Consider the following 21093-nt stretch of genomic DNA (forward strand, 5'->3'; position numbering starts at 1 on the left):
TTATATCCCCCCGACAAAACGACTTGGGTTCAAGATTTGGTTATGATCAATTTTTTGTTTGATTCCCTCAAAAAGGAAATGGGATGCTGATTTTCCCCCCCAAACATTTACGACCTTACGCAGCGAAAATGGAAGGTGTTTTATTACTGCATATCCTCCTAGATACACAGCTTTTTCTCTAGCCATCTTAATTGCTGAAACAACATCATCGCTTGCACCACGAATTGTCAATTGACATAATCCTGTTCCTAAACCTCCATGTGCTTCTATAGAAACATGACAAGAATCACTGATTAATTCTGCTTCATTTATGATCTTTATAACATTGAGATTGGTCACACCAATTTTGAGTACGGCTTCTGTTCGGGATGAATTTGTTAATCCATTAGGCTGTTGGTGATAGAATTGATTCCAGAAGAATGTTGCTTCATTTTGCGTTAGGGATGTTAGTGTAGTTTTTTCTGGTGTAATACTCCTGATTACATTTTCTTGCCTGTGTACGGAGCTTTTCACATCTTCAAATGAAACAAGTAATGTCCATTTATGAATGTTAATCAATTTCCCAGCTAAGGAGGGGTTTAGAATCTCGAGGCTGATGGGTTCAATCATTGAATCAAGCACCTTGACTGCGAATGCCTGAATCTCTTCTAAATTATTTTCAGGAAATGTTACAAAAACAATCGATTCATATTTTGGGATAGGACGCAGTTTCATCGTCACCTCAGATACCACACCGAGCGTTCCCATCGCACCAATATATAACTTATTCATATCGTAACCTGCAACGTTTTTCACCACTTTCCCGCCAGAACGGATCAGCGTTCCATCAGGATAGACCATTCTAAGTCCAATCACATTGTCCCTTGCTGAACCATACCCCATTCTTTTAGGTCCGCTATCATTGGCAGAAATGATTCCCCCAATTGTGGCATGATTCGGGTAGAAAGGATCAAGTGGAATTTTCTGATGGTATGGTGCTAAATAATTTTGGATTTCTTGGAATGATGTCCCCGATCTCACCGTCAATGTCATATCACCAGGATGATGTTCAACGATTCCAGTATATTGACTTAATGATAGGAGAATGTCTGCTTTTTCTATTAGCCCGCCATACCCTCTTTTTGAACCATTTCCCATGATGAAGAGAGAAAGTCCTTTATTGTTGGCATAAGATACTATAGAGGAAATTTCCTCTTCAGTTTTTGGAAAAATTATGATTCTTCCAGAATTCCCAAGTGGATGATCTTGGACTTCTTCATTTAGATGTAAGTCTTTAAAAAGTGATTTTATTTCAGCTAAACTTTCGTCAACAATCAATTCCTTCACCTCCATATGTTTCGTAATACCAAACAACGTTTCTGTTATTTAGCAAAAACTTCCTTATCATTTTCCCTTTAATTTTATTTACCCTTTATAAAATTGTCAATCTATTTAGAAAATTTAAACACTACATAAAAAAGCCAGGATTTGCCGGAAATCCCGGCAGGTTATTTTAATCGAAATTTGGTTTTCTTTTCTCTAGTACAGCAGTAACTCCCTCTTTGTAATCATCAAGCTCTGTAACAATCCCCATTGCGGAAGAAATCATGTCAAGCGAAGTTCTAAGGTCACTGTTTAATCCTTGGTAAACTGCCTTCTTCGTAAAACGCATCGCTGCCTGTGGACCACGTACTAGTCGTTCTACATATTGATCGACGAACTCTTGTAATCTCTCATCCTCAACCACATGTGTAACCAGCCCCAAATCTTTTGCTTCTCCAGCTGTTAAAACGGTTCTATTCCATAGCAAATCCAACGCTTTATCAGTCCCAATTAATCTAGGCAAAAACCAAGCAGCACCATCTCCCGGGACAATTCCTACATTTAGGTAACTTTCAGATATTTTAGTGTTTTCAGCTGCAATTCGAATATCACATGCTAGAGACATATCAAAACCTGCCCCGTATGCAAAACCATGTAATACTGCGATAACAGGAATATCAATCTCTTGTAAAAGGAGAGGAATCCTTTGAACTTTTTTCCATAAAGAATCTTTACGCGCTAAAGCCGTTGATGAAAGGTCCTCTGTACCGTCGCTATGTAAGAAACCATTTCCTTGTGCCATTGATTTAATATCCCCGCCAGAACAAAATCCACGGCCATTTCCCGAAATAACAAGAACTCTTATATCCTTAGAATCTCTCACATTCTCCAATGCCTTAATCCATAATTGAATCATATCCACACTAAAGGCATTTAAGCTATCAGGACGATTAAGGATTATTTTTGCCACTTTGTTTTCAACAGAAAAGATTAAGTCGCTCATTTTCATTCCACCTTTTTTAAAATTCAATTCCTATGCTTTACTCTTTTTATGAACATGCTTGGTCATCCTTACTTAATAGTATATAACTAGAACTTTCTATTGTCGAAGTAGTTTTGTGATAATTCATACTCTTCAGTCTTATTGTGAAATGATTAGACGAAAAAAAATCCACCTTTTAATAATTGGGTGGATTTAAGCAATCATTTATTTTTGTCAATGTTTCCCCAATAGAATGATGGATAACGTAGGAATCCTTCACTGTGTCATAGGGTGAATCACCTTTATTAACGATAATTAAGGGAGACCCTTCACTCCTGTATTGCGGGAAGGTGGAGAACGGGGTCACCTTCAAACTAGTTCCTAACACCAGGAGACAATCACTTTCATTGATTAGGTTTAGGATTTTGTTGAAGCCGTCAATGGAAAACCATTTCCCTGTATCTCCAAAAAGGACGACATCAGGTTTAATATATCTATCTTTTTCAGCAGGGGTCCGACACTGGTCACAAACGTAAAAATCGTCCATGGTATTTAATCTGTTGATCATATCTTGTGTTGAATAGACATGCCGGCAATTTTGACAGGAAGCAATTTTCATGGTCCCATGAAATTCTATCACCTGCTTAGACCCTGCTTTTTGGTGTAGTCCATCAATATTTTGCGTGATAATGCTAGTAACTTTTCCTTCCTGCTCCCATTGTGCCAGTATTTCATGTCCTTTATTTGGGAGTGCCTCAGGGTGGTAAAGATTCTCTAAGGCAAACTGATAAAATCCCTTAGGGTTTTGGTAGAAATAATTCAGTGAAAGGATATATTCAGGCGCCATCTGATAAATTCCTGTTTGCGACCGAAAATCCTTGATTCCAGATTCTGTACTAATTCCTGCACCTGTAAGGACGACAATGCTCTGGGCATTTTTTATTAAGTTCGTGCAGGTTTGAAGTATGCTGCTTTCCATTGTAACACTCCTGTAAAACTTTGTGTTTTTTGGGGATATCAACTTGTGTAATGCGCGCTATCATTTTGCTAGCACTCTGCTATGTGACAGTATTTTAGGATATTCGCCAGCATTTCCGGCCATCCGCCAGTATTTCTCACCATCCGCCAGTAAACCATATTGACCTATTTTAAATCTGCAAACTCCCTGGCAATTCGCTCGAAGGCTTCTTTTATCATTGGTCTAGGTGATGGAATACAGATTCGCTGATGGTGCAGACCTTCATCACCGAACATTTTTCCATCTTCTAATAAAACGTTTGCTTTGTTATAGATTCGGTCATGGACCTCTTCGGGCGTGATACCGTATGCACTAAAATCCATCCACATAATATAGGTACCCTCTGGGATTCTTACTTTCACTTTCGGCATGTTTTGGGCTAAGAACTCGACTGCCCACTCCATCGTTCCGTCGATATACTCTTTCAGCTGCTCTAACCAATCCTCACCATCATGGTAAACCGAAAGAAGCGCGGAAACGGTAAATGGTGATGGTAAATGCATTCCCATCACACCATTATAGGTTTTTCTTAAATCTGGGTTTGAAATAATAACATTTGTACAATGAAGTCCAGCCAAATTAAAGGTTTTGTTAATAGCTGTAAAAGTAATAATATGATCTTTGTACTCTGGAACAACTTTAGCAATTGGCGTAAACGTTTGACTCTGTCGAATGATATCACCGTGAATTTCATCTGCGATGATAAGCACATTGTTTTCTGCACAAATCTCAGCAAGTTTTCTTAGTTCATCTTCTTTAAATACTCTGCCTGTTGGATTGTGCGGATTACATAGAATAAACATTTTCGTCTTTTCATCTTTCGCCTTTGCTTCGAAATCTTCAAAATCAATGGAATAATAGCCTTCATCATCAGCTATGAGTGCATTATTTAACAGCGTTCTTCCATTAGCATTAATGGAAGACGTAAAAGGAGGATAAACAGGCCGCTGGATGATAACTCCTTCTTCTGGTTGTGTAAATGCCCGAACTGCTACATTTAATGCATGAACCGTTCCCGGACTATAAACGATTTCCTCCTTTTGGAACTCCCAATTATGCCTTTTTTTAAACCATTGCTGCACAGCTTCAAAATACTCATCAGGAAATACTGAATAACCAAAAATTCGATGATCGACGGCTTTATGCAATGCGTCTATTAAGGGTTGGGGGACAGGTAAATCCATATCTGCTGTAAATAAGGGAATTGTATCTTCATCATATCTTTCAGTAAAACCCATGGTTTTAAGAATCTTACCACCATCCCATTTTATAGAATAGGTCCCTCTCCGATTTACAATCTCATCAAAGTTGTATTTCATGTGATCAGCCCTTCCTTTTGATTTATTATGTACCGGTTGGATTACGTTCAGGTTGAAAAGCTTCTATTTATTAATTTATGCTTTAAAAAGTTAGATATCAAATATAACGATTCTTCATTCAGTCAGAAAAATAAATAAGTGCTAGGATTTCCTAGCACTTTACCTTCTATATTAATTTGCTTTTTAAAGAATTTCTAATACCATTTTTATCTACTGGAGTTACTTTATTTTCTGAATTAAATACGACGACATTTTTAAGCTCTGCATAAAGGATATCTCCCTTTTTTACTGGGCTCATTTTCTGATACTGATCGATACTCATTTCTGCTTCAAATAAATCATTTGTATCGCTGCTTCTTAACTCTATCCTCACGGTTGAACCGATAACATGGATATGTGAAACCTCTGATACAATATCGTTCCCTTGTGAAATTTTTCGAAGAATAATCTCATGCGGCCTAATATAGCTGATTTTCTCAGAATCACTGAATTCATTGACTCTTCCTAAAAAACTATAAACAAATGCACTTTCAGGCTTTTGATAAACGTCTTCAGGTGAACCGATTTGTTCGATTTCACCATGATTCATTACCACTACAGTATCTGCCATTTCTAAAGCCTCTTCCTGGTCATGGGTAACAAAAATAGTGGTGATATTGAGCTTTTGATGAATCTCTCGCAGCCAATGTCGAAGCTCTTGACGCACTTTTGCATCTAGTGCACCAAATGGTTCATCTAGAAGTAAGACTTCAGGTTCTATAGCAAGAGCTCTTGCTAACGCAATGCGCTGTTTTTGTCCACCTGAAAGCTGTGAAGGATAGCGATGGGCTAGATGATCTAACTGAACAAGCTTTAACAATTCATTTACCTTTTCTGCAATCTCAATTTTAGAAGGGCGTTTTCTCCTTGGTCTAACCCTTAATCCAAATGCAATATTATCAAATATCGTCATATGCTTGAATAATGCATAATTTTGAAAAACAAACCCGGCGTTCCTTTCTTTAATATTTTTGTTGGAGTAATCTACGTCATTGAAGAAAATTTTTCCAGTATCTAATCCCTCCAACCCTGCAAGGAGACGAAGGAGAGTTGTTTTGCCTGAACCTGATGGCCCCAATAAGGCCACAAAGTCTCCAGTTGGTATTTCAAGATTAATATTTTTCACGGCTGGAAAGGATCCAAAAGCCTTTGACACGTCCTTGATCGTAATCCCCATTACAACAATCCCCCAATGTAAAGACAATAAAATTAATACTCGACATTATAATTAGTGTTTTTTTGTTTTCCACTCTACAAAACTCTTTAGAACTAGTGTCAACAAAGCAAGCATGGCCAGTAAAGATGCCACGGCAAAAGCTGCTGTAAAGTTGTATTCGTTATACAGGATTTCAACATGAAGAGGAATGGTATTGGTTAAACCTCTAATGTGTCCGGAAACTACCGATACCGCACCAAATTCACCCATGGCACGTGCATTACAAAGGATAACACCGTACAATAACCCCCATTTTATATTAGGTAACGTTACGTGAAAGAACATTTGCCAGCCATTAGCTCCCAGTGTAATCGCTGCCTGTTCCTCTTCGGTACCTTGTTCCTGCATAATGGGCAGCAATTCCCTTACCACAAATGGAAAGGTAACAAAGATAGTTGCGAGAATAATTCCAGGTACTCCAAAAATAATCTTGATATTATTAGCCTCTAAAAATGGACCCAATACGCCTTGTGAGCCAAATATTAAAACAAACACGAGTCCAGCTATAACCGGTGAAACGGCAAAGGGAATATCAATTAAGGTAATAAGGATATTTTTACCCCTGAAATGAAATTTCGCTATCGCCCAAGCCGCTAACACCCCAAAAAGGGTGTTAACAGGAATCGAAATTACGGCAGTAAGTAAAGTTAATTTAATTGCAGATAGTGCATCAGGCTCTGTTAACGCTGCAAAGTATATCTGAATTCCTTTATTTAGAGCCTCAGAGAAAACAGCAATCAACGGTACCACAATAAAGATTCCTAAAAATCCAATTGCGATTGTAATTAGCAGCCATTTTGTTAACAAAACTGGCTGGAAAGTTGTTTTTACATTCTTTATATGAAGGGTTGTTTCTCTAACCATCATTTTCCCTTATCCCCTCTAACTCACTTGATATTTTTTAGTTGTTTTCCATTGCCAGAAATTGATCAAGAATAATAGAACGAATGAAAATACCAGCATTACAACAGCAATAGCAGCTGCCCCGGCATAATTGAATTGCTCTAATTTCGTGATAATTAGCAATGGAACAATCTCTGTTTTCATTGGCATATTTCCTGATATGAAAACAACGGAACCATATTCGCCTAAAGCCCTTGCAAATGCAAGGGCAAAGCCAGTTAAGATGGCCGGAAAAATGGCTGGAAAGATAATTTTCACGAAAATTTGGAGCGGATTCGCCCCAAGTGTAGCAGCAGCCTCTTCGAATTGGTGGTCCAAATCCTGCAATACTGGCTGGACGGAGCGGACGACAAAGGGAAGTCCAATAAACGTTAAGGCAATCATAATACCAAGTGGTGTATAAGCAGCCTTTATCCCCAATGCTTCAAAGTATTGCCCTATCCAGCCATTTGGAGCATAAATGGTTGTAAGTGCAATTCCAGCTACCGCGGTCGGAAGTGCAAACGGCAAATCGACTAGAGCGTCGACAATACTTTTTCCATAAAACTCATACCTGACCAATACCCAGGCGATCAATGTTCCAAATATAGCATTTACAAATGCAGCTATGAATGACGTATAAATTGTTAATTTATACGAAGCGACAACTCGTGCATCGGTAACCGTCTCCCAAAATTCTGCCAGGCTGATTGTTGTCGCATTTAAAAACAGAACGGCAATTGGTATCAAGATGATTAGGCTCAAATAAATCAGTGTGTACCCCATTGATAGACCAAATCCCGGCAAGGCACGATGTTGCTTTCTTTTAGCTGCCACGTTGAAACTCCCCTTTATCTTTACGGTTTATATATCTCATCGAAGATTCCGCCATCGTCAAAATGTTTCTTTTGTGCAGTTTTCCACCCATCAAAAACCTCATCAATGGTAAATAGATTAATTTCAGGAAACTGTTCAGAGTATTTTTTGGCAACACTTTCAGAACGTGGACGGTAATAATTCTTTGCAGCAATTTCCTGACCTTCCTCGGAATACAAATAATCTAAATAGGCCTTAGCAGCTTCTTCTGTACCATGTTTTTTAGCATTCTCGTCAACAACTGTGACGGGTGGTTCAGCAAGAATACTTACAGATGGAACGACAATTTCAAATTCATCTTTTCCTAATTCATTTAACGCAAGGAAGGCTTCATTCTCCCATGCAATTAATACATCCCCTATTTCTCTTTCGACAAACGTTGTTGTAGAGCCGCGTGCACCAGAATCTAGAACAGGGACATTTTTAAACAGTTTGGTTACAAACTCTTTTGCCTTCGCTTCATCTCCGTTATTTTTTTCTAAGGCATATCCCCAAGCAGCTAGGTAGTTCCATCTGGCACCACCGGATGTTTTAGGATTTGGAGTGATTACAGAAACATTTGATTTCACGAGGTCATCCCAGTCTTTAATACCTTTTGGGTTGCCTTTTCTAACAAGAAATACAATCGTTGAAGTGTATGGAGAGCTGTTGTTATCTAGTCGTTCTTGCCAATTTTCAGAAAGCTTTCCGGCTTCGGCAATTACATCGATATCATAGGCCAATGCTAACGTTACGATATCTGCTTCAAGACCATCAATGACGGAACGAGATTGCTTACCCGAACCTCCATGTGATTGATTAATGGTAACCTTTTGTCCTTTTTCTTTCTCCCAATAGGCTGCGAAGCTTTTATTGTATTCCTCATAAAATTCTCTAGTCGGATCGTATGAAACATTTAATAGTTCGATCTCTTTTTTTACTGATTCTTGTGTTCCTGCTGTTTGTTCCTCTTCCCCACTTGTTACACTTTGTTTCGAGCACCCGGCCACCCATAAAAGTAAAGTTAAGGATAATAACGTCAACCATGTTTTTTTCATCATATAAACGACTCCTAATCATTTTGTAGGCTTTTTTCCAATAAAAAAAGCCCCATTAGTTAACTGCGTGTACATAGCATTGTACAAGAAACTAAAGGGCCTTCGGGTGTCCGATCGGCAGCTATTCATTTTTCTGGCCTGCTTTTTGTTTTGTTAGAATTAGCAGATACACCCGCTTTATTTTGTAAGGGAAGACGGTGCTTCTCTAAGCGGTCAATTTGGGTGATTTGTGAATCATGAACAGTAATTTGTACCGTTCCAAACTCCAAACCTTCCAGCAAACTAGCTATTTTCTCCATAACTTGTTGATCTAGACGTCCTTTTAACGACAACAGAATCCCTCCTTCTGATAATTGAGTACTTCAGTCTAATTCCGACTAACTATATAGGATTACTATAAATCAAATCATAATTGTTATTTTTCCAAAAATCAATATATTTTTAAAAAAATTTAGAAAAGTCTATTGTTAGTAAATCTCTGCTTTAAACATACTCATCTTTTTAAGGGGAATACTAAAACCATCTACATGTATCCAGGAGGAATAAAAGTTGAAAACGAAACAGTTATCCATTTTCGCCTTAGGCGGAATTAATGAAATTGGTAAGAACATGTATGTAATTGAATACGGTGAAGATATTTTGGTGATAGATTGCGGGGGAAAATTTCCCGATGAGAGTTTAATGGGTATTGATCTGATTATCCCTGATATGACTTATTTAGAGGAAAATCAGCATAAAATTCGGGCGATGATTGTAACACATGGTCATGAGGATCATATCGGCGGTATTCCCTTCTTCTTAAAAAAACTAAATGTTCCCATTTACGCTACTCGTTTTACATTAGGACTAATTGAACTAAAGTTGGAAGAGCATCGCCTGATTCGGGATACTGAGCTAATACCGATTCACTCAGAGTCAACTTTGGAGTTTGGAGAACTCAGCTGCTCCTTTTTCAAAGTAAGTCATAGTATTCCTGACTGTCTAGGAATAGTTTTTCATACACCAGAAGGCAATGTTGTTCATACTGGAGATTTTAAATTCGACTTAACACCTTCCAATGACCAGTATAGCGATATTCATAAAATGGCACAGATTGGCCAGCAAGGTGTTATTGCATTAATTTCTGAAAGTACGAATGCCGAACGGAAAGGTTTGTCACCTTCAGAGCAAATGGTCGCCGAACATTTGGTAGAGGCTTTTATGAAGGCAGAAGGAAAAATAATCCTTTCCACCTTTGCTTCAAATGTTAACCGTGTTCAACAAGTGGTCGAGGCTTCTATAAAGACCAATCGTAAGCTTGCACTTCTTGGGAGAAGTATGGTGAACGTGGTGGATGTTGCTCTTGAACGCGGGTATTTAAATGTACCGGAAGGAATGCTCATCAGCTCAAACGAAATTGAACAGTTTCCTCCTGACAAGGTCGTCATTTTGTGTACTGGAAGTCAGGGCGAACCTAATGCTGCGCTTGCCCGATTATCAACAGGAAATTATCGGGACGCAACAATTTACCCCGGGGACACCGTTATTTTAGCAGCTTCGCCTATTCCTGGTAACGAAAAAGGCGTCTCTCGGATTATAGACAATCTATTTCAATTGGGAGCAAAGGTTATTTATGGCTCAGGAAGCTCAACCGGTATGCATGTTTCAGGACATGGCTACCAGGAAGACTTAAAACTCATGCTTACCTTAATGAAGCCAACCTATTTTATCCCTATTCATGGGGAATATAGAATGCTCCATCACCATCGGCAGTTAGCCGAATCAGTTGGTGTTGAAAAAGGAAATACGTTTATTATTAAAAATGGTGATGTGGTTGATATCGAAAATTCAGTCGCTCGTCAGACTCGAAGTATTCCAGCAGGTGATACGTATGTTGACGGAATCAGTGTTGGAGATGTCGGGGAAATTGTCTTACGTGACCGCAGGCAGCTTTCAGAAGATGGCATGCTGGTTGTGGTCTTAACCATCAGCAAAACCGATCGAAAAATCATTCAAGGTCCTGATACCATTACACGTGGATTTGTCTATGTAAAGGAATCTGAGGATCTAATCAGAGAAATTAACCGCCTCGTTAAAAAAGTGATAATTGAATTAGAAGCGGACAATATCCGCCAGTGGAACGTCATGAAACAAAATATAAAGAAATCCGTCGGTCAATACTTATTTAAACACACAAAGAGAAAGCCAATGATTCTCCCGATTATCCTTGAAATATAATCAGCACAAATTCAAATGTCAGGCACGCTTTGATTGCTGCCTGACATTTATATTTGGATTATCATAAATATTTTCGGATACCAGCATATATAATCAGAATAACGAAAAATTGTCTTGATTTCAGGACGAATTTATTTTACAGTTAAGCGAAATTGGCTATACTCCTAATAGTATTGGAGGAATATTATGTTTCGTTTACTTAGATTAATCGCTGTTTTATTTCTTATATATATATCTTGGCCTTTTATTGCCAAACAACTGGATCAATCAGAAATTCAAGCTAATTTTGTAACATCTCTAAAAGAAAATCTTGAAGTCCCTGAAACCATTAGCATCTTGTATGATGATATCCAGCAGATGTTAAAACAGCTTGGCTTTCAACTTAATGAAATGCAGAAGACTGAAGAAAAATCAAAAGAGGAACCTCTGGAAAAATTAGAATTAACACCTCCTTCGGAACAAACCTTTTCTATTCATAATATAGAGCTTGGGAATGATAAAAATGATATTGAACATAACCTAGGCGGCGCGAAAAGGGTTTCACTGAATGAATATGGGTCAAATTGGCATGCTTATCATGAGAATTATCATGACTTTTTCATGGTGATGTATGATGACGCTGACAAGGCAGCCGGTCTCTATACGAACCAAGATTTATTAGCATCAACAAATGGAATCAAAATCGGCAGTACAAAAGATAGTGTTCGCAGTATTTTTGGTGAACCGATTACGAAAATCCAAAAGGGAATGGTTATTTACCAGCTTCAAGAGGATAATGACAATGATTTATTTTTATTGGATGATTCCTATGTAACCATTTTTTATGATAAACATGAACAAGATACCGTAACGGCCATTCAAATCATAAGCAAAGCTTTAGAAGAAAACAAAAAAGATTTTTATACAAAAGCAACTCCGACCTTGAAAGAAGGCTTTGAATATCAAATGTTTGATATTACTAATGCTGCACGTGTCAATCATCAGCTTCCTATTTTAACTTGGGATGACCATGTTAGAGAAACCGCTAGAGAGCATAGTACAGATATGGCGGAAAATGATTATTTTGATCATAAAAACCTCGAGGGACAAACGCCTTTTGATCGGATGAAAGAAGATGCGGTCGCTTTTCATACAGCCGGAGAAAATTTGGCTTATGGCCAATTAAGCAGCATTTTTGCTCATGAAGGTTTAATGAATTCCCTGGGGCATCGAAAAAATATTCTCCGCCAGGATTATCAGTACTTAGGAGTCGGTGTCGCTTTTAATGATAAATCCCAGCCTTATTACACCCAAAATTACTATGCTAAATAATACAAAGGAAGTGGGGTAAAATAAGCACGAGCAATCCCACATTGCTCAAAAAAAACATCGTCGGGAGTGATGTATCATGGCTAGAAACAAACTAGTGGTTCCTGGTTCAGAAAACGTCCTGAATCAAATGAAAGAAGAAATCGCCAATGAGTTTGGAGTTCAACTTGGTGCTGATACGACCGCACGAGCAAACGGTTCAGTTGGAGGGGAAATGACAAAACGTCTCGTAGCCTACGCTGAACAAGCACTTCGAAATCAACAAGGTCTATAACCTGTGATTTCATACCCTAGGCTGTCCGAATACTCGGACAGCCTTTTTTCTTACCCTCTTAAAATTGGAAGTGTGCAGCAGCGGAAAGAGCCTCCTGACTTAATGATTTCAGTTATATCTACTTCAATCACTTCAAATCCTCGGTTACGAAGCTGTTGGTTTACTTGTTTATTTACGGGTAAACTTAAAATTTTTTTATTCCCGATATTTAATACATTAGTTCCTAAAGTAAATTGTTCTTCCTCTGATACCTCAATTAATTCATATCGGGATGAAAAAAGGTCAATATCTTCCTTCGTCAAAGCCGGCGGATAAATAAGGGCAACTTCAGGTGAAACGACATTAAAAACACAATCTAAATGGAGGTATTTTTCCTTAAACGGAATAGCTTTTACCTCGAATAGATTGAGTAGACCCTGCAAATGTTCTACTGCTTCTGGATGGGTCCGATTACTTAAGCCAACGTAGATCGTTTTTCCATCAATGACTACATCTCCACCTTCAATTCGATCTTCTGCCAGACTGTAATACGACATTTCCTCATCCTCTAACCATCGTTTAAGTACATCTTGTTCACCAATTCGAACGTCATGTGCCATCTTGGCAACAAAAATGGTTTGTCCTAGCGTAAAGCCAATATCTCTTGTAAATACCTGCTCCGGGTATTTCTTATGATAGGGTAATAAAATAACCTCTACCCCGTGTGCTTCCAGGGTCCTTACGAATTCACGATGTTGTTCTAGAGCGGTTTTAATATGTATACCTTCATCCTCAAATTCCTTTTGTGTTTCATTGATGACTTCACGAATGGTCATATATTGCGGTGCACAAAGAATCACACGCTTTAATACATCATACTCATTAGCACAGTAGGTTTTATGATTGATTTCTGGTGATTTAGTCATATCCTTACCTCCTAAATATATCCATCCTAAATAGAATTGCTAAAACAAATTTACCCATTCTGACATAGATTAATACAAAAACTGGTGGTGATGACTCTTTGTTCGAAGTGAAGACATCAAAGTATGGCAGAGGAATATTTGCAACCCGTGATATAAAAGAGGGTGAACTAATCCACGAAGCACCCGTGATTATCTCCCCTAAAAATGAATATAAGTATTTGAAGAAAACCATCATGATAGAGTACGTATTCTGGTGGGGTGAGGATTACGAAGAATGTGCCTTAGCATTAGGTTATGGTTCGCTGTTTAACCATTCCTTCACCCCAAATGCATTGTACAAACTCAATTTAAAAAATAAGACAATCGATATTTTTGCCTATACCGATATAAAAAAAGGTGATGAAATTCTAATCAATTACAATGGGGACCCTCTGGACGATGAACCAATGTGGTTCGATGTATATTAATTTACCTCCTCCCAATTAAAACAAAAACAAAAAAGCATCCAATGGATGCTTTTTTCAGCCTGTCGGTAACTTTATTTTATCCATTATCGAGGTTAAATAGTTTTTGACAGATCCTTTATTAATTGTTTGAGAAGTTTTATGAGAGAGATGATCACTCGTTTCACTGGTATCCTCATCCATGAGTTCTTGAGAATAAATTCGCTTTCCATCCATAATACTCCGAATAGAATAAGCTAATTCCTCACTAGGATTGTCTTTAAGTAAATATCCTGCCACACTTGCTTTCAATGCACGTCGGAAATATCCTGGTCTTGCAAAGGTTGTTAGGATAATCACCTTACAGGCATTCTCCTGCAAGGACTCTGCAGCTTCTAATCCGCTCTTTTCCGGCATTTCTATATCCATTATACAAATGTCCGGCTGTAATTGGTTCACAAGCATAATGGCCTCTTCCCCATTGACTGCAGTACCAACTACTTCGATATCATCTTCAAGATTCAGCAGATTTCCCATGGCCTCTAACAGCAGCTCCTGATCTTCTGCGATTACAATTCGAATCATTTTCTATCTCTCCTTATCTTGAGCAGCTGCTAGTCATGCAGAGACTCTCCCTTATTAGGAGAGTCAGCCATGTTGTGAAACCTTAAAGTTCTGGCTTTGCTTGCACAGAAATACGTTTTTTGGCTAAAGCTTTGACGTCTTTAAAAGCAACGAAGTTCTTCGCTTTTTCATCCCACAATCGGAAACGGAGCGATTTTAAGCTTGTTGCAAGTGAAATTGTAGGTACATTTTGCAATGGGAGTGTTTCATTGTGAGCCTTTTCTAACTGGTAATTTGGAACCCTTGGGCTTAGATGATGAACATGGTGGTAACCAATATTACCTGTTAAGAATTGTAAAAGTTTTGGCAGCTTGTAGAAAGAACTTCCTTCTACGGCTGCCTTCACATATTCCCATTCTTTGTCTTCTTCAAAATAAGAATCCTCAAAAGTATGCTGGACATAAAATAACCAAATACCCGCTGCACCTGCGATCATGAAAATTGAACCATGTACGAGTAAAAATGCCTGCCAGCCAACTGCTATCCAAAGCACTGCTATCAATGACACAATCAGTACATTGGTTAAATACGTGTTCATTATTTCTTTCTTTTTTGCACCTTTACGGTTAAAACGATTTTTCAAAAGAAATACCCAGATAGGACCTAACCCAAACATGACAATCGGATTGCGATAGAATCGGTAAGCTAAACGAAGTTTAAGTGGTGCAGCCAAATATTCATCAACTGTTAATGTCCATATATCTCCTGTTCCACGTTTATCTAAGTTACCGCTAGTGGCATGATGGACAGAGTGATCATGACCCCACTGATCAAACGGGAACATAGTTAGAACTCCCATTGCCGTACCAACTGCTCGATTTGCTTTTCTATTTTTAAAGAACGAATGGTGCGTACAGTCATGAAAAATGATAAAAATTCTTGTTAAAAACCCTGCTGCAAGAATAATGGGAACCAATGCCAACCAATAGGAAACTGCTAAGGCTTGATAAGCAAGAAACCATAATAAGAGAAACGGTCCAACCGTATTAATGATTTGCCATACACTATCTTTTGTTGTTGATTTTTCAAATGGAGCAACTTGTTTTCGTAAATTTTTTGTATTTTCTTGTACTGACATATTTTTAATTCCCTTCGGTTTGTGTCGTTAATCCAAGTATAGGGAAATAAAATCATTACAGTAAGTACCAGGTGTCATATGCAGAGTATGACAAACGTCATATACAGGTTGTCTCTTGCCCCAAAAATCAAAATCTGTGCTATAATAAAATAATAATGTTTTAATCAACTAACGCAGTGGTGTAAGGGTATTAGACTACTGTTTAGAACAAAAGGGTGCTAATTAATGAAAAAGCAAATTGATACAATTTATATTTTAGAAAATCCCGAAAAGAATATTATAAAATTTGCAACTGGCTACCAGCTTAAATATGATGACATCATTAAAGATGTTTTTGGGGTTGCCTGCCTTAATGATTTACAAATGATGATTCAATTTAACAAACCTTTCCAGGATAGTATCTGTAACAGTAAAAGCATTAACTTAAATGAGCTCTCCTTAAAACAAGTTATTCGGATAGCGTCTAGAAATGAACTCCTTCAATTAAGAGAGCAATTAATGGAACAGCTGGGGAATTTACCGATCCCACGTCCTTTTGATTCTACCATCCAACTTCAAGAAGGTATTTTTCACTGGGATGAGAACAATTCTTTATACATTTCAGAAAAACTTGGCGCCTAACTAAAGTAACCCTTGGGGTTGCTTTTTCTATTGTCTTTTTTATTATTTTTTTTGGCAGGTGGAAAATTCGTGTCTTCGAATAATATCGTAATCATTATTGGCGGGGGTATTTCTGGTAAATTAGCTGCCCGTGTATTATCAGATTATTATAAAGAAGTGATCATACTTGAGAGGGACCAAGAAACTATAGGACCATTATCAAGAAAAGGTGCCCCCCAAGGGGAACATTTACATGCCCTGCTTCATGCAGGTGAACATGGCCTTGAGGAATTATTTCCGGGAATCACTGAGGATTTTTATCATAGCGGTGCTGTTAAAATCAACTCGACCATCGATCTCGCCTGGTATCACCATGGTGCCTGGAAGATTCGATATGACGGCGGGTACAGTACCACATTACAGACTCGGCCGCATTTGGAATGGCATATTGAGCAATACATCAAAAAAATCCCTAATATTGAAGTTTATTACAACCAAGCAGTCCAGGGCTTTTTATATAACGAAGAACAAAATCAAGTAATGGGTGTTCAACTAAAAGATAAAACCATTAATGCTGACCTTGTGGTAGATGCAAGCGGGGTTAGCAGTCTAACATCAAGCTGGATAAACAAACGAGGGATTGAGATACCTGAGGAAATAATGGACATCAACCTTAGTTATATTAGCAAACAATATCTTTTATCTGCTCATGAAGAAAGAGACTGGAAGATTAAGATGGTGTACCCTAACCCGCCGCTTGAAAAAATGGGCGGAACCATTTCAAAGGTAGAGGGAAATCGCTATATCGTTACCATAATGGGGTACCATCATTCGATTAATGAAAGCGAAGTATTAAAAAATGATAATGGCTTTTTAGAACTTGCTAGGAAACTGCCAAAATTAGATATCCATCAAGAAATAGAAAAGGGTATTCCACTAACTAAAACATCAATTTACCGAATCCCCAAAATCATTTGGCGCCGATTTGATAAATCAAAGTATTCACCAAATGGATTACTTCTAATAGGTGATACAGTCTGTAGAATTGATCCAGTATTTGGTCAAGGAATGAGTATAGCTATTTTGCAGGCACTTGCATTACAAAAGCTGTTAAGGAAACAAAAAGGAGAACTTCATAATGTACCAATTTCATTCCACAAAGAGGCTGCGAAAATTATCTCCCCTATTTGGAATATGGTCATAACGGAAGATTTTCGATATCCTGCTACAAACGGAAAAAAGCCTTTTGGCCTTTCTGTACAGCAATGGTATGCAAAAAACATATTTCTTTTATCGTCGCAAAATCAAGATGTGTACAACGCATTTGTTAAAGTAATGAATCTAGTCACTCCTATAACTTCTTTAATGAAGCCATCTATCATTATTGAAGTATTGAAATTTGCGTTCTCAAATTCACGAAAATCTTAACAAAAAAAGCCGTTCTCATTTACAGAGAACGGCTTTTCGCATTACATTATTCCTTAATTGGTGCTTTCCTTTACTACAGGTTTCCCAGCTTCTACTAAAACCTTACTGCCAATTAAAAAGAATCCCTGAATAAACATTAGAAAACCAGTCGCTATCAGCAGCCATTCTATATCGATAATGTCTGCGATTGGTCCGAAGATAAGCATTCCCAGCGGCATCATAGAGGTTGAAATCATTCCTAGTACTCCAAAAACTCTTCCTAAGTAATCTCCCTCCACCTTTTCTTGTAAGAGAACAGTAGATGGTGTATTAAAGATTGGCATCGCCACACCCACGATTCCCATAAATGCAATATAAATCCAAAAGTTAGGGATGATACCAAGAGCAAAAGTACAGGCACCCATCATAAGGGCAGCTAGTGTCATCGTATGAATCTTGTTTTTAAATCCACCCCACGATGCCATGAACACACCCCCTAGCATCATACCGATGGAAAAGGTAATTTCAATGGCGGTTAATCGCCATACATCATCACCAAAGCTCCGTGTCACTTGCAGAGGAGTCAGAAAAGCTACTGGTGCTGCCAAAACAAAGAAAAACGCAAAGAACACAAAAAACTTCTTCACAAAAGCGTGGTTGTGAATATAAATAAAACCTTGCTTCAAGTCACTGTAATAACTGGTCGTTTGTTTTTCTGCTGCTTTTGCATGAACAGGAATTTTCAAAAATACCAGTAAGATAAAAATAGCAATTGCAGCAGTGATAACATCAATAAAGAAGATGGCCTCCATCGTTGCCATTGTTAACAGTGCCGCACTGACCATAGGGGCAACCAGCATAATTAACGCTTGGATACTGCCGTTTGTTCCGTTTACCTTTGTCAGTTTATCCTCTGGTACAAGCTGAGGAAGAATAGCCCCCACTGCCGGACCTTGGATGCCAGTTCCGATCGCCCGGATGGCTGACATAAGAAATAATAACCAAAGTGCCTCATAACCCATAAAAAACAAGATGGCCAAAATTAACGTTGAAACAGCGATCAAAGAATCTGATAGGATAATCAGCATTTTTCGATTGTAGCGGTCTGCCCATACTCCTGCAAATGGAGAAAGAAAAAAGGTTGGGACAAAGCCACAGATGATAGAGATCGTCATCATGATTCCTGACTGAGTGTTCAAGGTGATATACCACATAATCGCATACTGAACCAAGGCTGATCCAAAAAGCGATATCGTTTGACTTCCCAAAAAGAGAATCGTATTTCGTTTCCAATGATTCATCACTTGCTTATTTGTTTCCATAGCGTTCACGTCCTAAATCGTATTTTTTATTTTTGTATGTGGTCAAGGACATTTTTATAGAACCGGAAATAAATCTAAAAAAAGACAGCAAAAAAAGAGGCAGAATCGTCCCCTCTTGTTTTACAAAACCGTAAAATAAAGGTTTCCCTATAAATAGACAGACCACTCCCGTTACTTTGCATACATGCAAATTCCTTGAACCTATTCAATTAACAGTTCAAAGCACGAAATCGTAGTCTCATAGACGCAGTCAAAGGGAAAACCTCCATTTCTTATAAGTTAGTTTTCATTTTAACATATATGTTACTTTATTTCAAAAACAGTTAATAATTCAATCGATCAAATTTTAGCATGTAACTTTGGTAAGTGATTATGATTTGTTTTTCAACTAATATCGATATAATGGAGTTAAAGAAAAATGCGATGAGGGATGAAACGTGGATAACGAAAATAACGACCCAAAACGAAATACAGATGATGAAAGGTATTGGGAAGCTTTTTTTAATCCGGAAGACATGCAGGAATGGGAAAATGAGAAGCTTCTAAAGAAAAAGCGAAAAAAGTTTCTGGTTAATATCGTTAGTTCCCTCCTGGTGCTAGCGCTTCTGATCAGTGGATTAGAGGTTTGGATTAATGTTTTCAACCTTCCTGCCATCAACTTTGTAAAAGTATCAAACAGATTATCTAAAGAGCCTGAAGTAAAAGAGTATAAGAAATCCGTGGTGACCATTGAATGGGATGGAACGAAAGGAACGGGTTTTACGGTCACAGCTGATGGATTGATTGTAACCAATGAACACGTGGTCGACCGTACAAATAGAGTAAATGTCCATTTCAAATCTGGAGACTCATATGTTGGTAAGGTAATTGCGAAACACCCAGAACTTGATGTTGCAATTATAGATATCGAAGCCAGTGACCTGCCTCATCTCCAGTTATCAATTGAAAACGAATGGGAAAGATGGAAACACGAAGAAATCATTTTTATTGGAAATCCCTTAGCTTTTACCCAAATAGCCAATCAAGGTACAATAATCGGAAGTGCTCAATTAACAGACTTGGATGTGCCAGTTCTGATGATTGAAGCCCCTATTTATAAGGGGAATAGCGGCAGCCCGGTAATAAGCCAAACTGGTGAAGTCATTGGAGTGATTTTTGCCACCTTACAAAATCCTCAAATGGATTCGAAAAATATAGTTGGTGTGGCCATCCCATCGTACCATGTAAAGACAATCATAGATCAGTTGTCTGAATAGTTCGCTAAATAAGTTTATTAATTGATTCTATAACTTTAGAAGTACTATACTTATAGATGGATTCGTTTTCCAATAAAGGAGGAGATTTAATGAATAGTTTACTAGCTGCTGCCACACTACATAACGGAGTCAAAATGCCCTGGCTGGGCCTCGGAGTCTATAAGGTTCAAGAAGGTGAAGAAGCGCTGCAAGCAGTGAAAGCTGCCATTAAAGCAGGTTACCGGAGTATTGATACTGCTGCTTTATATCAAAATGAAGAAAGTGTAGGTCAAGCGATAAAAGAATCTGGCGTTCCTCGCGAAGAATTATTTATTACCACGAAGGTGTGGAATGAAGACCAGCGAAACGATTCCGTATTAGAAGCATTTGAAACTAGTATTCAAAAGCTTGGGCTTGATTATGTTGATTTATATTTAATTCACTGGCCAGTAAAAGAAAAGTACAAACAAACTTGGAAAGTCCTCGAACAACTTTATAAAGAAGGGCGCATTCGGGCAATAGGAGTCAGCAATTTTCAAATCCATCACCTCGAGGATTTACAATCTATTGCTGAAATTAAACCAATGGTAAACCAGGTAGAATTACACCCACTTTTAGCACAGGCAGAACTTCGGGACTATTGCAGGAAACAGGAAATCCAGATTGAAGCCTGGGCTCCACTTGGGCAAGGCAGACTTCTAGAACATCCTGTTTTAAAAGAAATTGCAGCCAAATATAACAAATCAACAGCCCAAGTTATACTGCGATGGGATATTCAAAATGGAATTGTAACCATTCCAAAGTCCGTGAAAGAAAGCCGGATTATTGAGAATGCTGCTATCTTTGATTTTTCATTAACTGAAACTGATATTCAAAAAATTAATGCGTTAAATGAAGACAAACGTTTTGGTGGAGATCCTGATCATTTTACTTTTTAATACGTAATTTTCCTAGAAGCGAAAAACCATATTATCATAGAATTAGTGAATAGACCTCATGAAGATTTCAT

Annotated in this window: 21 protein-coding genes; 8 read left to right on the forward strand and 13 right to left on the reverse strand. The window is 38.0% G+C overall.

Features of this window, described 5'->3' with window-relative positions; genetic code table 11:
- The 9 genes from SFC47_RS13320 to SFC47_RS13360 form a co-directional block, all read right to left on the reverse strand.
- The gene (locus SFC47_RS13320; protein WP_411254777.1) at nt 1-1332 is read right to left on the reverse strand and encodes an FAD-binding oxidoreductase; all 1332 of its coding nucleotides are present in this window, start codon (nt 1330-1332) and stop codon (nt 1-3) included.
- Nucleotides 1333-1492: 160 nt separating this feature from the next.
- Nucleotides 1493-2305: an enoyl-CoA hydratase/isomerase family protein gene (locus SFC47_RS13325; RefSeq protein ID WP_411254778.1), complete on the reverse strand. Its 813-nt coding sequence runs from the start codon at nt 2303-2305 to the stop codon at nt 1493-1495.
- Between the two features lie 175 nt (nt 2306-2480).
- Nucleotides 2481-3263: an NAD-dependent protein deacylase gene (locus SFC47_RS13330; RefSeq protein WP_411254779.1), complete on the reverse strand. Its 783-nt coding sequence runs from the start codon at nt 3261-3263 to the stop codon at nt 2481-2483.
- A 164-nt stretch (nt 3264-3427) separates the two neighbouring features.
- Nucleotides 3428-4621 (reverse strand): MalY/PatB family protein, encoded by a 1194-nt coding sequence (locus SFC47_RS13335; protein WP_411254780.1) that lies wholly within the window; start codon nt 4619-4621, stop codon nt 3428-3430.
- Between the two features lie 166 nt (nt 4622-4787).
- Nucleotides 4788-5837, reverse strand: coding sequence for a sulfate/molybdate ABC transporter ATP-binding protein (locus SFC47_RS13340; protein WP_411254781.1), 1050 nt, complete (start codon nt 5835-5837; stop codon nt 4788-4790).
- A 51-nt stretch (nt 5838-5888) separates the two neighbouring features.
- Nucleotides 5889-6743 (reverse strand): sulfate ABC transporter permease subunit CysW, encoded by an 855-nt coding sequence (gene cysW, locus SFC47_RS13345; RefSeq protein WP_411254782.1) that lies wholly within the window; start codon nt 6741-6743, stop codon nt 5889-5891.
- Nucleotides 6744-6758: 15 nt separating this feature from the next.
- Nucleotides 6759-7595: a sulfate ABC transporter permease subunit CysT gene (gene cysT / locus SFC47_RS13350; RefSeq protein WP_411254783.1), complete on the reverse strand. Its 837-nt coding sequence runs from the start codon at nt 7593-7595 to the stop codon at nt 6759-6761.
- A gap of 20 nt (nt 7596-7615) precedes the next feature.
- Entirely contained in the window at nt 7616-8674 is a 1059-nt protein-coding gene (locus SFC47_RS13355; RefSeq protein ID WP_411254784.1) for a sulfate ABC transporter substrate-binding protein, read from the reverse strand.
- A gap of 122 nt (nt 8675-8796) precedes the next feature.
- The gene (locus tag SFC47_RS13360) at nt 8797-8970 is read right to left on the reverse strand and encodes a YezD family protein (RefSeq protein WP_411254980.1); all 174 of its coding nucleotides are present in this window, start codon (nt 8968-8970) and stop codon (nt 8797-8799) included.
- Between the two features lie 310 nt (nt 8971-9280).
- On the opposite strand from SFC47_RS13360, the gene SFC47_RS13365 reads away from it, so the two are divergent.
- The 3 genes from SFC47_RS13365 to SFC47_RS13375 all read left to right on the forward strand — a co-directional run bounded on the left by SFC47_RS13365 (nt 9281) and on the right by SFC47_RS13375 (nt 12470).
- A complete protein-coding gene (locus SFC47_RS13365; protein ID WP_411254981.1) occupies nt 9281-10888 on the forward strand; it encodes a ribonuclease J in 1608 nt (535 codons plus the stop codon).
- Between the two features lie 186 nt (nt 10889-11074).
- Entirely contained in the window at nt 11075-12199 is a 1125-nt protein-coding gene (locus SFC47_RS13370) for a CAP domain-containing protein (RefSeq protein ID WP_411254785.1), read from the forward strand.
- Between the two features lie 76 nt (nt 12200-12275).
- On the forward strand, nt 12276-12470 hold the full coding sequence (locus SFC47_RS13375) for an alpha/beta-type small acid-soluble spore protein (protein WP_411254786.1): 195 nt from the start codon (nt 12276-12278) through the stop codon (nt 12468-12470).
- A 50-nt stretch (nt 12471-12520) separates the two neighbouring features.
- On the opposite strand, the gene SFC47_RS13380 is transcribed toward SFC47_RS13375, so the two are convergent.
- Nucleotides 12521-13375 carry a dimethylarginine dimethylaminohydrolase family protein gene (locus SFC47_RS13380; RefSeq protein ID WP_411254787.1) on the reverse strand — a complete coding sequence of 285 codons (855 nt, stop codon included), beginning with the start codon at nt 13373-13375 and terminating at the stop codon, nt 12521-12523.
- 98 nt (nt 13376-13473) lie between these two features.
- Here SFC47_RS13380 and SFC47_RS13385 point away from each other — a divergent pair, with 98 nt between their 5' ends.
- A complete protein-coding gene (locus tag SFC47_RS13385) occupies nt 13474-13842 on the forward strand; it encodes an SET domain-containing protein (RefSeq protein WP_411254788.1) in 369 nt (122 codons plus the stop codon).
- A gap of 54 nt (nt 13843-13896) precedes the next feature.
- Here SFC47_RS13385 and SFC47_RS13390 read toward each other — a convergent pair whose 3' ends face one another.
- Both SFC47_RS13390 and desA read right to left on the reverse strand, forming a co-directional pair.
- Entirely contained in the window at nt 13897-14403 is a 507-nt protein-coding gene (locus SFC47_RS13390) for a response regulator (RefSeq protein WP_411254789.1), read from the reverse strand.
- 82 nt (nt 14404-14485) lie between these two features.
- The gene (gene desA, locus SFC47_RS13395; protein ID WP_411254790.1) at nt 14486-15520 is read right to left on the reverse strand and encodes a Delta(5) desaturase DesA; all 1035 of its coding nucleotides are present in this window, start codon (nt 15518-15520) and stop codon (nt 14486-14488) included.
- Between the two features lie 225 nt (nt 15521-15745).
- Between desA and SFC47_RS13400 the strand changes: the two genes are divergently transcribed.
- Nucleotides 15746-16141, forward strand: a complete 396-nt coding sequence (locus SFC47_RS13400) for a hypothetical protein (RefSeq protein WP_411254791.1) — start codon at nt 15746-15748, stop codon at nt 16139-16141.
- A gap of 69 nt (nt 16142-16210) precedes the next feature.
- Nucleotides 16211-17548, forward strand: a complete 1338-nt coding sequence (locus SFC47_RS13405) for an NAD(P)/FAD-dependent oxidoreductase (RefSeq protein ID WP_411254792.1) — start codon at nt 16211-16213, stop codon at nt 17546-17548.
- Between the two features lie 53 nt (nt 17549-17601).
- Here the strand turns inward: SFC47_RS13405 and SFC47_RS13410 are convergent, their stop codons facing one another.
- Nucleotides 17602-18828 (reverse strand): MFS transporter, encoded by a 1227-nt coding sequence (locus SFC47_RS13410; protein WP_411254982.1) that lies wholly within the window; start codon nt 18826-18828, stop codon nt 17602-17604.
- A gap of 458 nt (nt 18829-19286) precedes the next feature.
- On the opposite strand from SFC47_RS13410, the gene SFC47_RS13415 reads away from it, so the two are divergent.
- Both SFC47_RS13415 and SFC47_RS13420 read left to right on the forward strand, forming a co-directional pair.
- The gene (locus tag SFC47_RS13415) at nt 19287-20105 is read left to right on the forward strand and encodes a S1C family serine protease (RefSeq protein ID WP_411254793.1); all 819 of its coding nucleotides are present in this window, start codon (nt 19287-19289) and stop codon (nt 20103-20105) included.
- An 89-nt stretch (nt 20106-20194) separates the two neighbouring features.
- Nucleotides 20195-21022: an aldo/keto reductase gene (locus SFC47_RS13420; protein ID WP_411254794.1), complete on the forward strand. Its 828-nt coding sequence runs from the start codon at nt 20195-20197 to the stop codon at nt 21020-21022.
- The last annotated feature ends 71 nt before the right edge of the window (nt 21023-21093 follow it).

Origin of the sequence: Neobacillus niacini, from assembly GCF_046591715.1 — a bacterium.
In the GTDB taxonomy this organism is placed as follows: domain Bacteria; phylum Bacillota; class Bacilli; order Bacillales; family Cytobacillaceae; genus Neobacillus; species Neobacillus niacini_L.

What these genes read in the sequence shown, in the direction of transcription:
- desA (WP_411254790.1), bottom strand. Translation starts at nt 15,520, where the DNA reads ATGTCAGTACAAGAAAATACAAAAAATTTACGAAAACAAGTTGCTCCA.
- SFC47_RS13370 (WP_411254785.1), top strand. Translation starts at nt 11,075, where the DNA reads ATGTTTCGTTTACTTAGATTAATCGCTGTTTTATTTCTTATATATATA.
- SFC47_RS13380 (WP_411254787.1), bottom strand. Translation starts at nt 13,375, where the DNA reads ATGACTAAATCACCAGAAATCAATCATAAAACCTACTGTGCTAATGAG.
- SFC47_RS13360 (WP_411254980.1), bottom strand. Translation starts at nt 8,970, where the DNA reads ATGGAGAAAATAGCTAGTTTGCTGGAAGGTTTGGAGTTTGGAACGGTA.
- SFC47_RS13420 (WP_411254794.1), top strand. Translation starts at nt 20,195, where the DNA reads ATGAATAGTTTACTAGCTGCTGCCACACTACATAACGGAGTCAAAATG.
- SFC47_RS13355 (WP_411254784.1), bottom strand. Translation starts at nt 8,674, where the DNA reads ATGATGAAAAAAACATGGTTGACGTTATTATCCTTAACTTTACTTTTA.
- SFC47_RS13410 (WP_411254982.1), bottom strand. Translation starts at nt 18,828, where the DNA reads ATGAATCATTGGAAACGAAATACGATTCTCTTTTTGGGAAGTCAAACG.
- SFC47_RS13330 (WP_411254779.1), bottom strand. Translation starts at nt 3,263, where the DNA reads ATGGAAAGCAGCATACTTCAAACCTGCACGAACTTAATAAAAAATGCC.
- SFC47_RS13390 (WP_411254789.1), bottom strand. Translation starts at nt 14,403, where the DNA reads ATGATTCGAATTGTAATCGCAGAAGATCAGGAGCTGCTGTTAGAGGCC.
- SFC47_RS13335 (WP_411254780.1), bottom strand. Translation starts at nt 4,621, where the DNA reads ATGAAATACAACTTTGATGAGATTGTAAATCGGAGAGGGACCTATTCT.
- SFC47_RS13320 (WP_411254777.1), bottom strand. Translation starts at nt 1,332, where the DNA reads ATGGAGGTGAAGGAATTGATTGTTGACGAAAGTTTAGCTGAAATAAAA.
- SFC47_RS13400 (WP_411254791.1), top strand. Translation starts at nt 15,746, where the DNA reads ATGAAAAAGCAAATTGATACAATTTATATTTTAGAAAATCCCGAAAAG.
- SFC47_RS13365 (WP_411254981.1), top strand. Translation starts at nt 9,281, where the DNA reads ATGTATGTAATTGAATACGGTGAAGATATTTTGGTGATAGATTGCGGG.
- SFC47_RS13340 (WP_411254781.1), bottom strand. Translation starts at nt 5,837, where the DNA reads ATGGGGATTACGATCAAGGACGTGTCAAAGGCTTTTGGATCCTTTCCA.
- cysW (WP_411254782.1), bottom strand. Translation starts at nt 6,743, where the DNA reads ATGATGGTTAGAGAAACAACCCTTCATATAAAGAATGTAAAAACAACT.
- SFC47_RS13375 (WP_411254786.1), top strand. Translation starts at nt 12,276, where the DNA reads ATGGCTAGAAACAAACTAGTGGTTCCTGGTTCAGAAAACGTCCTGAAT.
- SFC47_RS13325 (WP_411254778.1), bottom strand. Translation starts at nt 2,305, where the DNA reads ATGAGCGACTTAATCTTTTCTGTTGAAAACAAAGTGGCAAAAATAATC.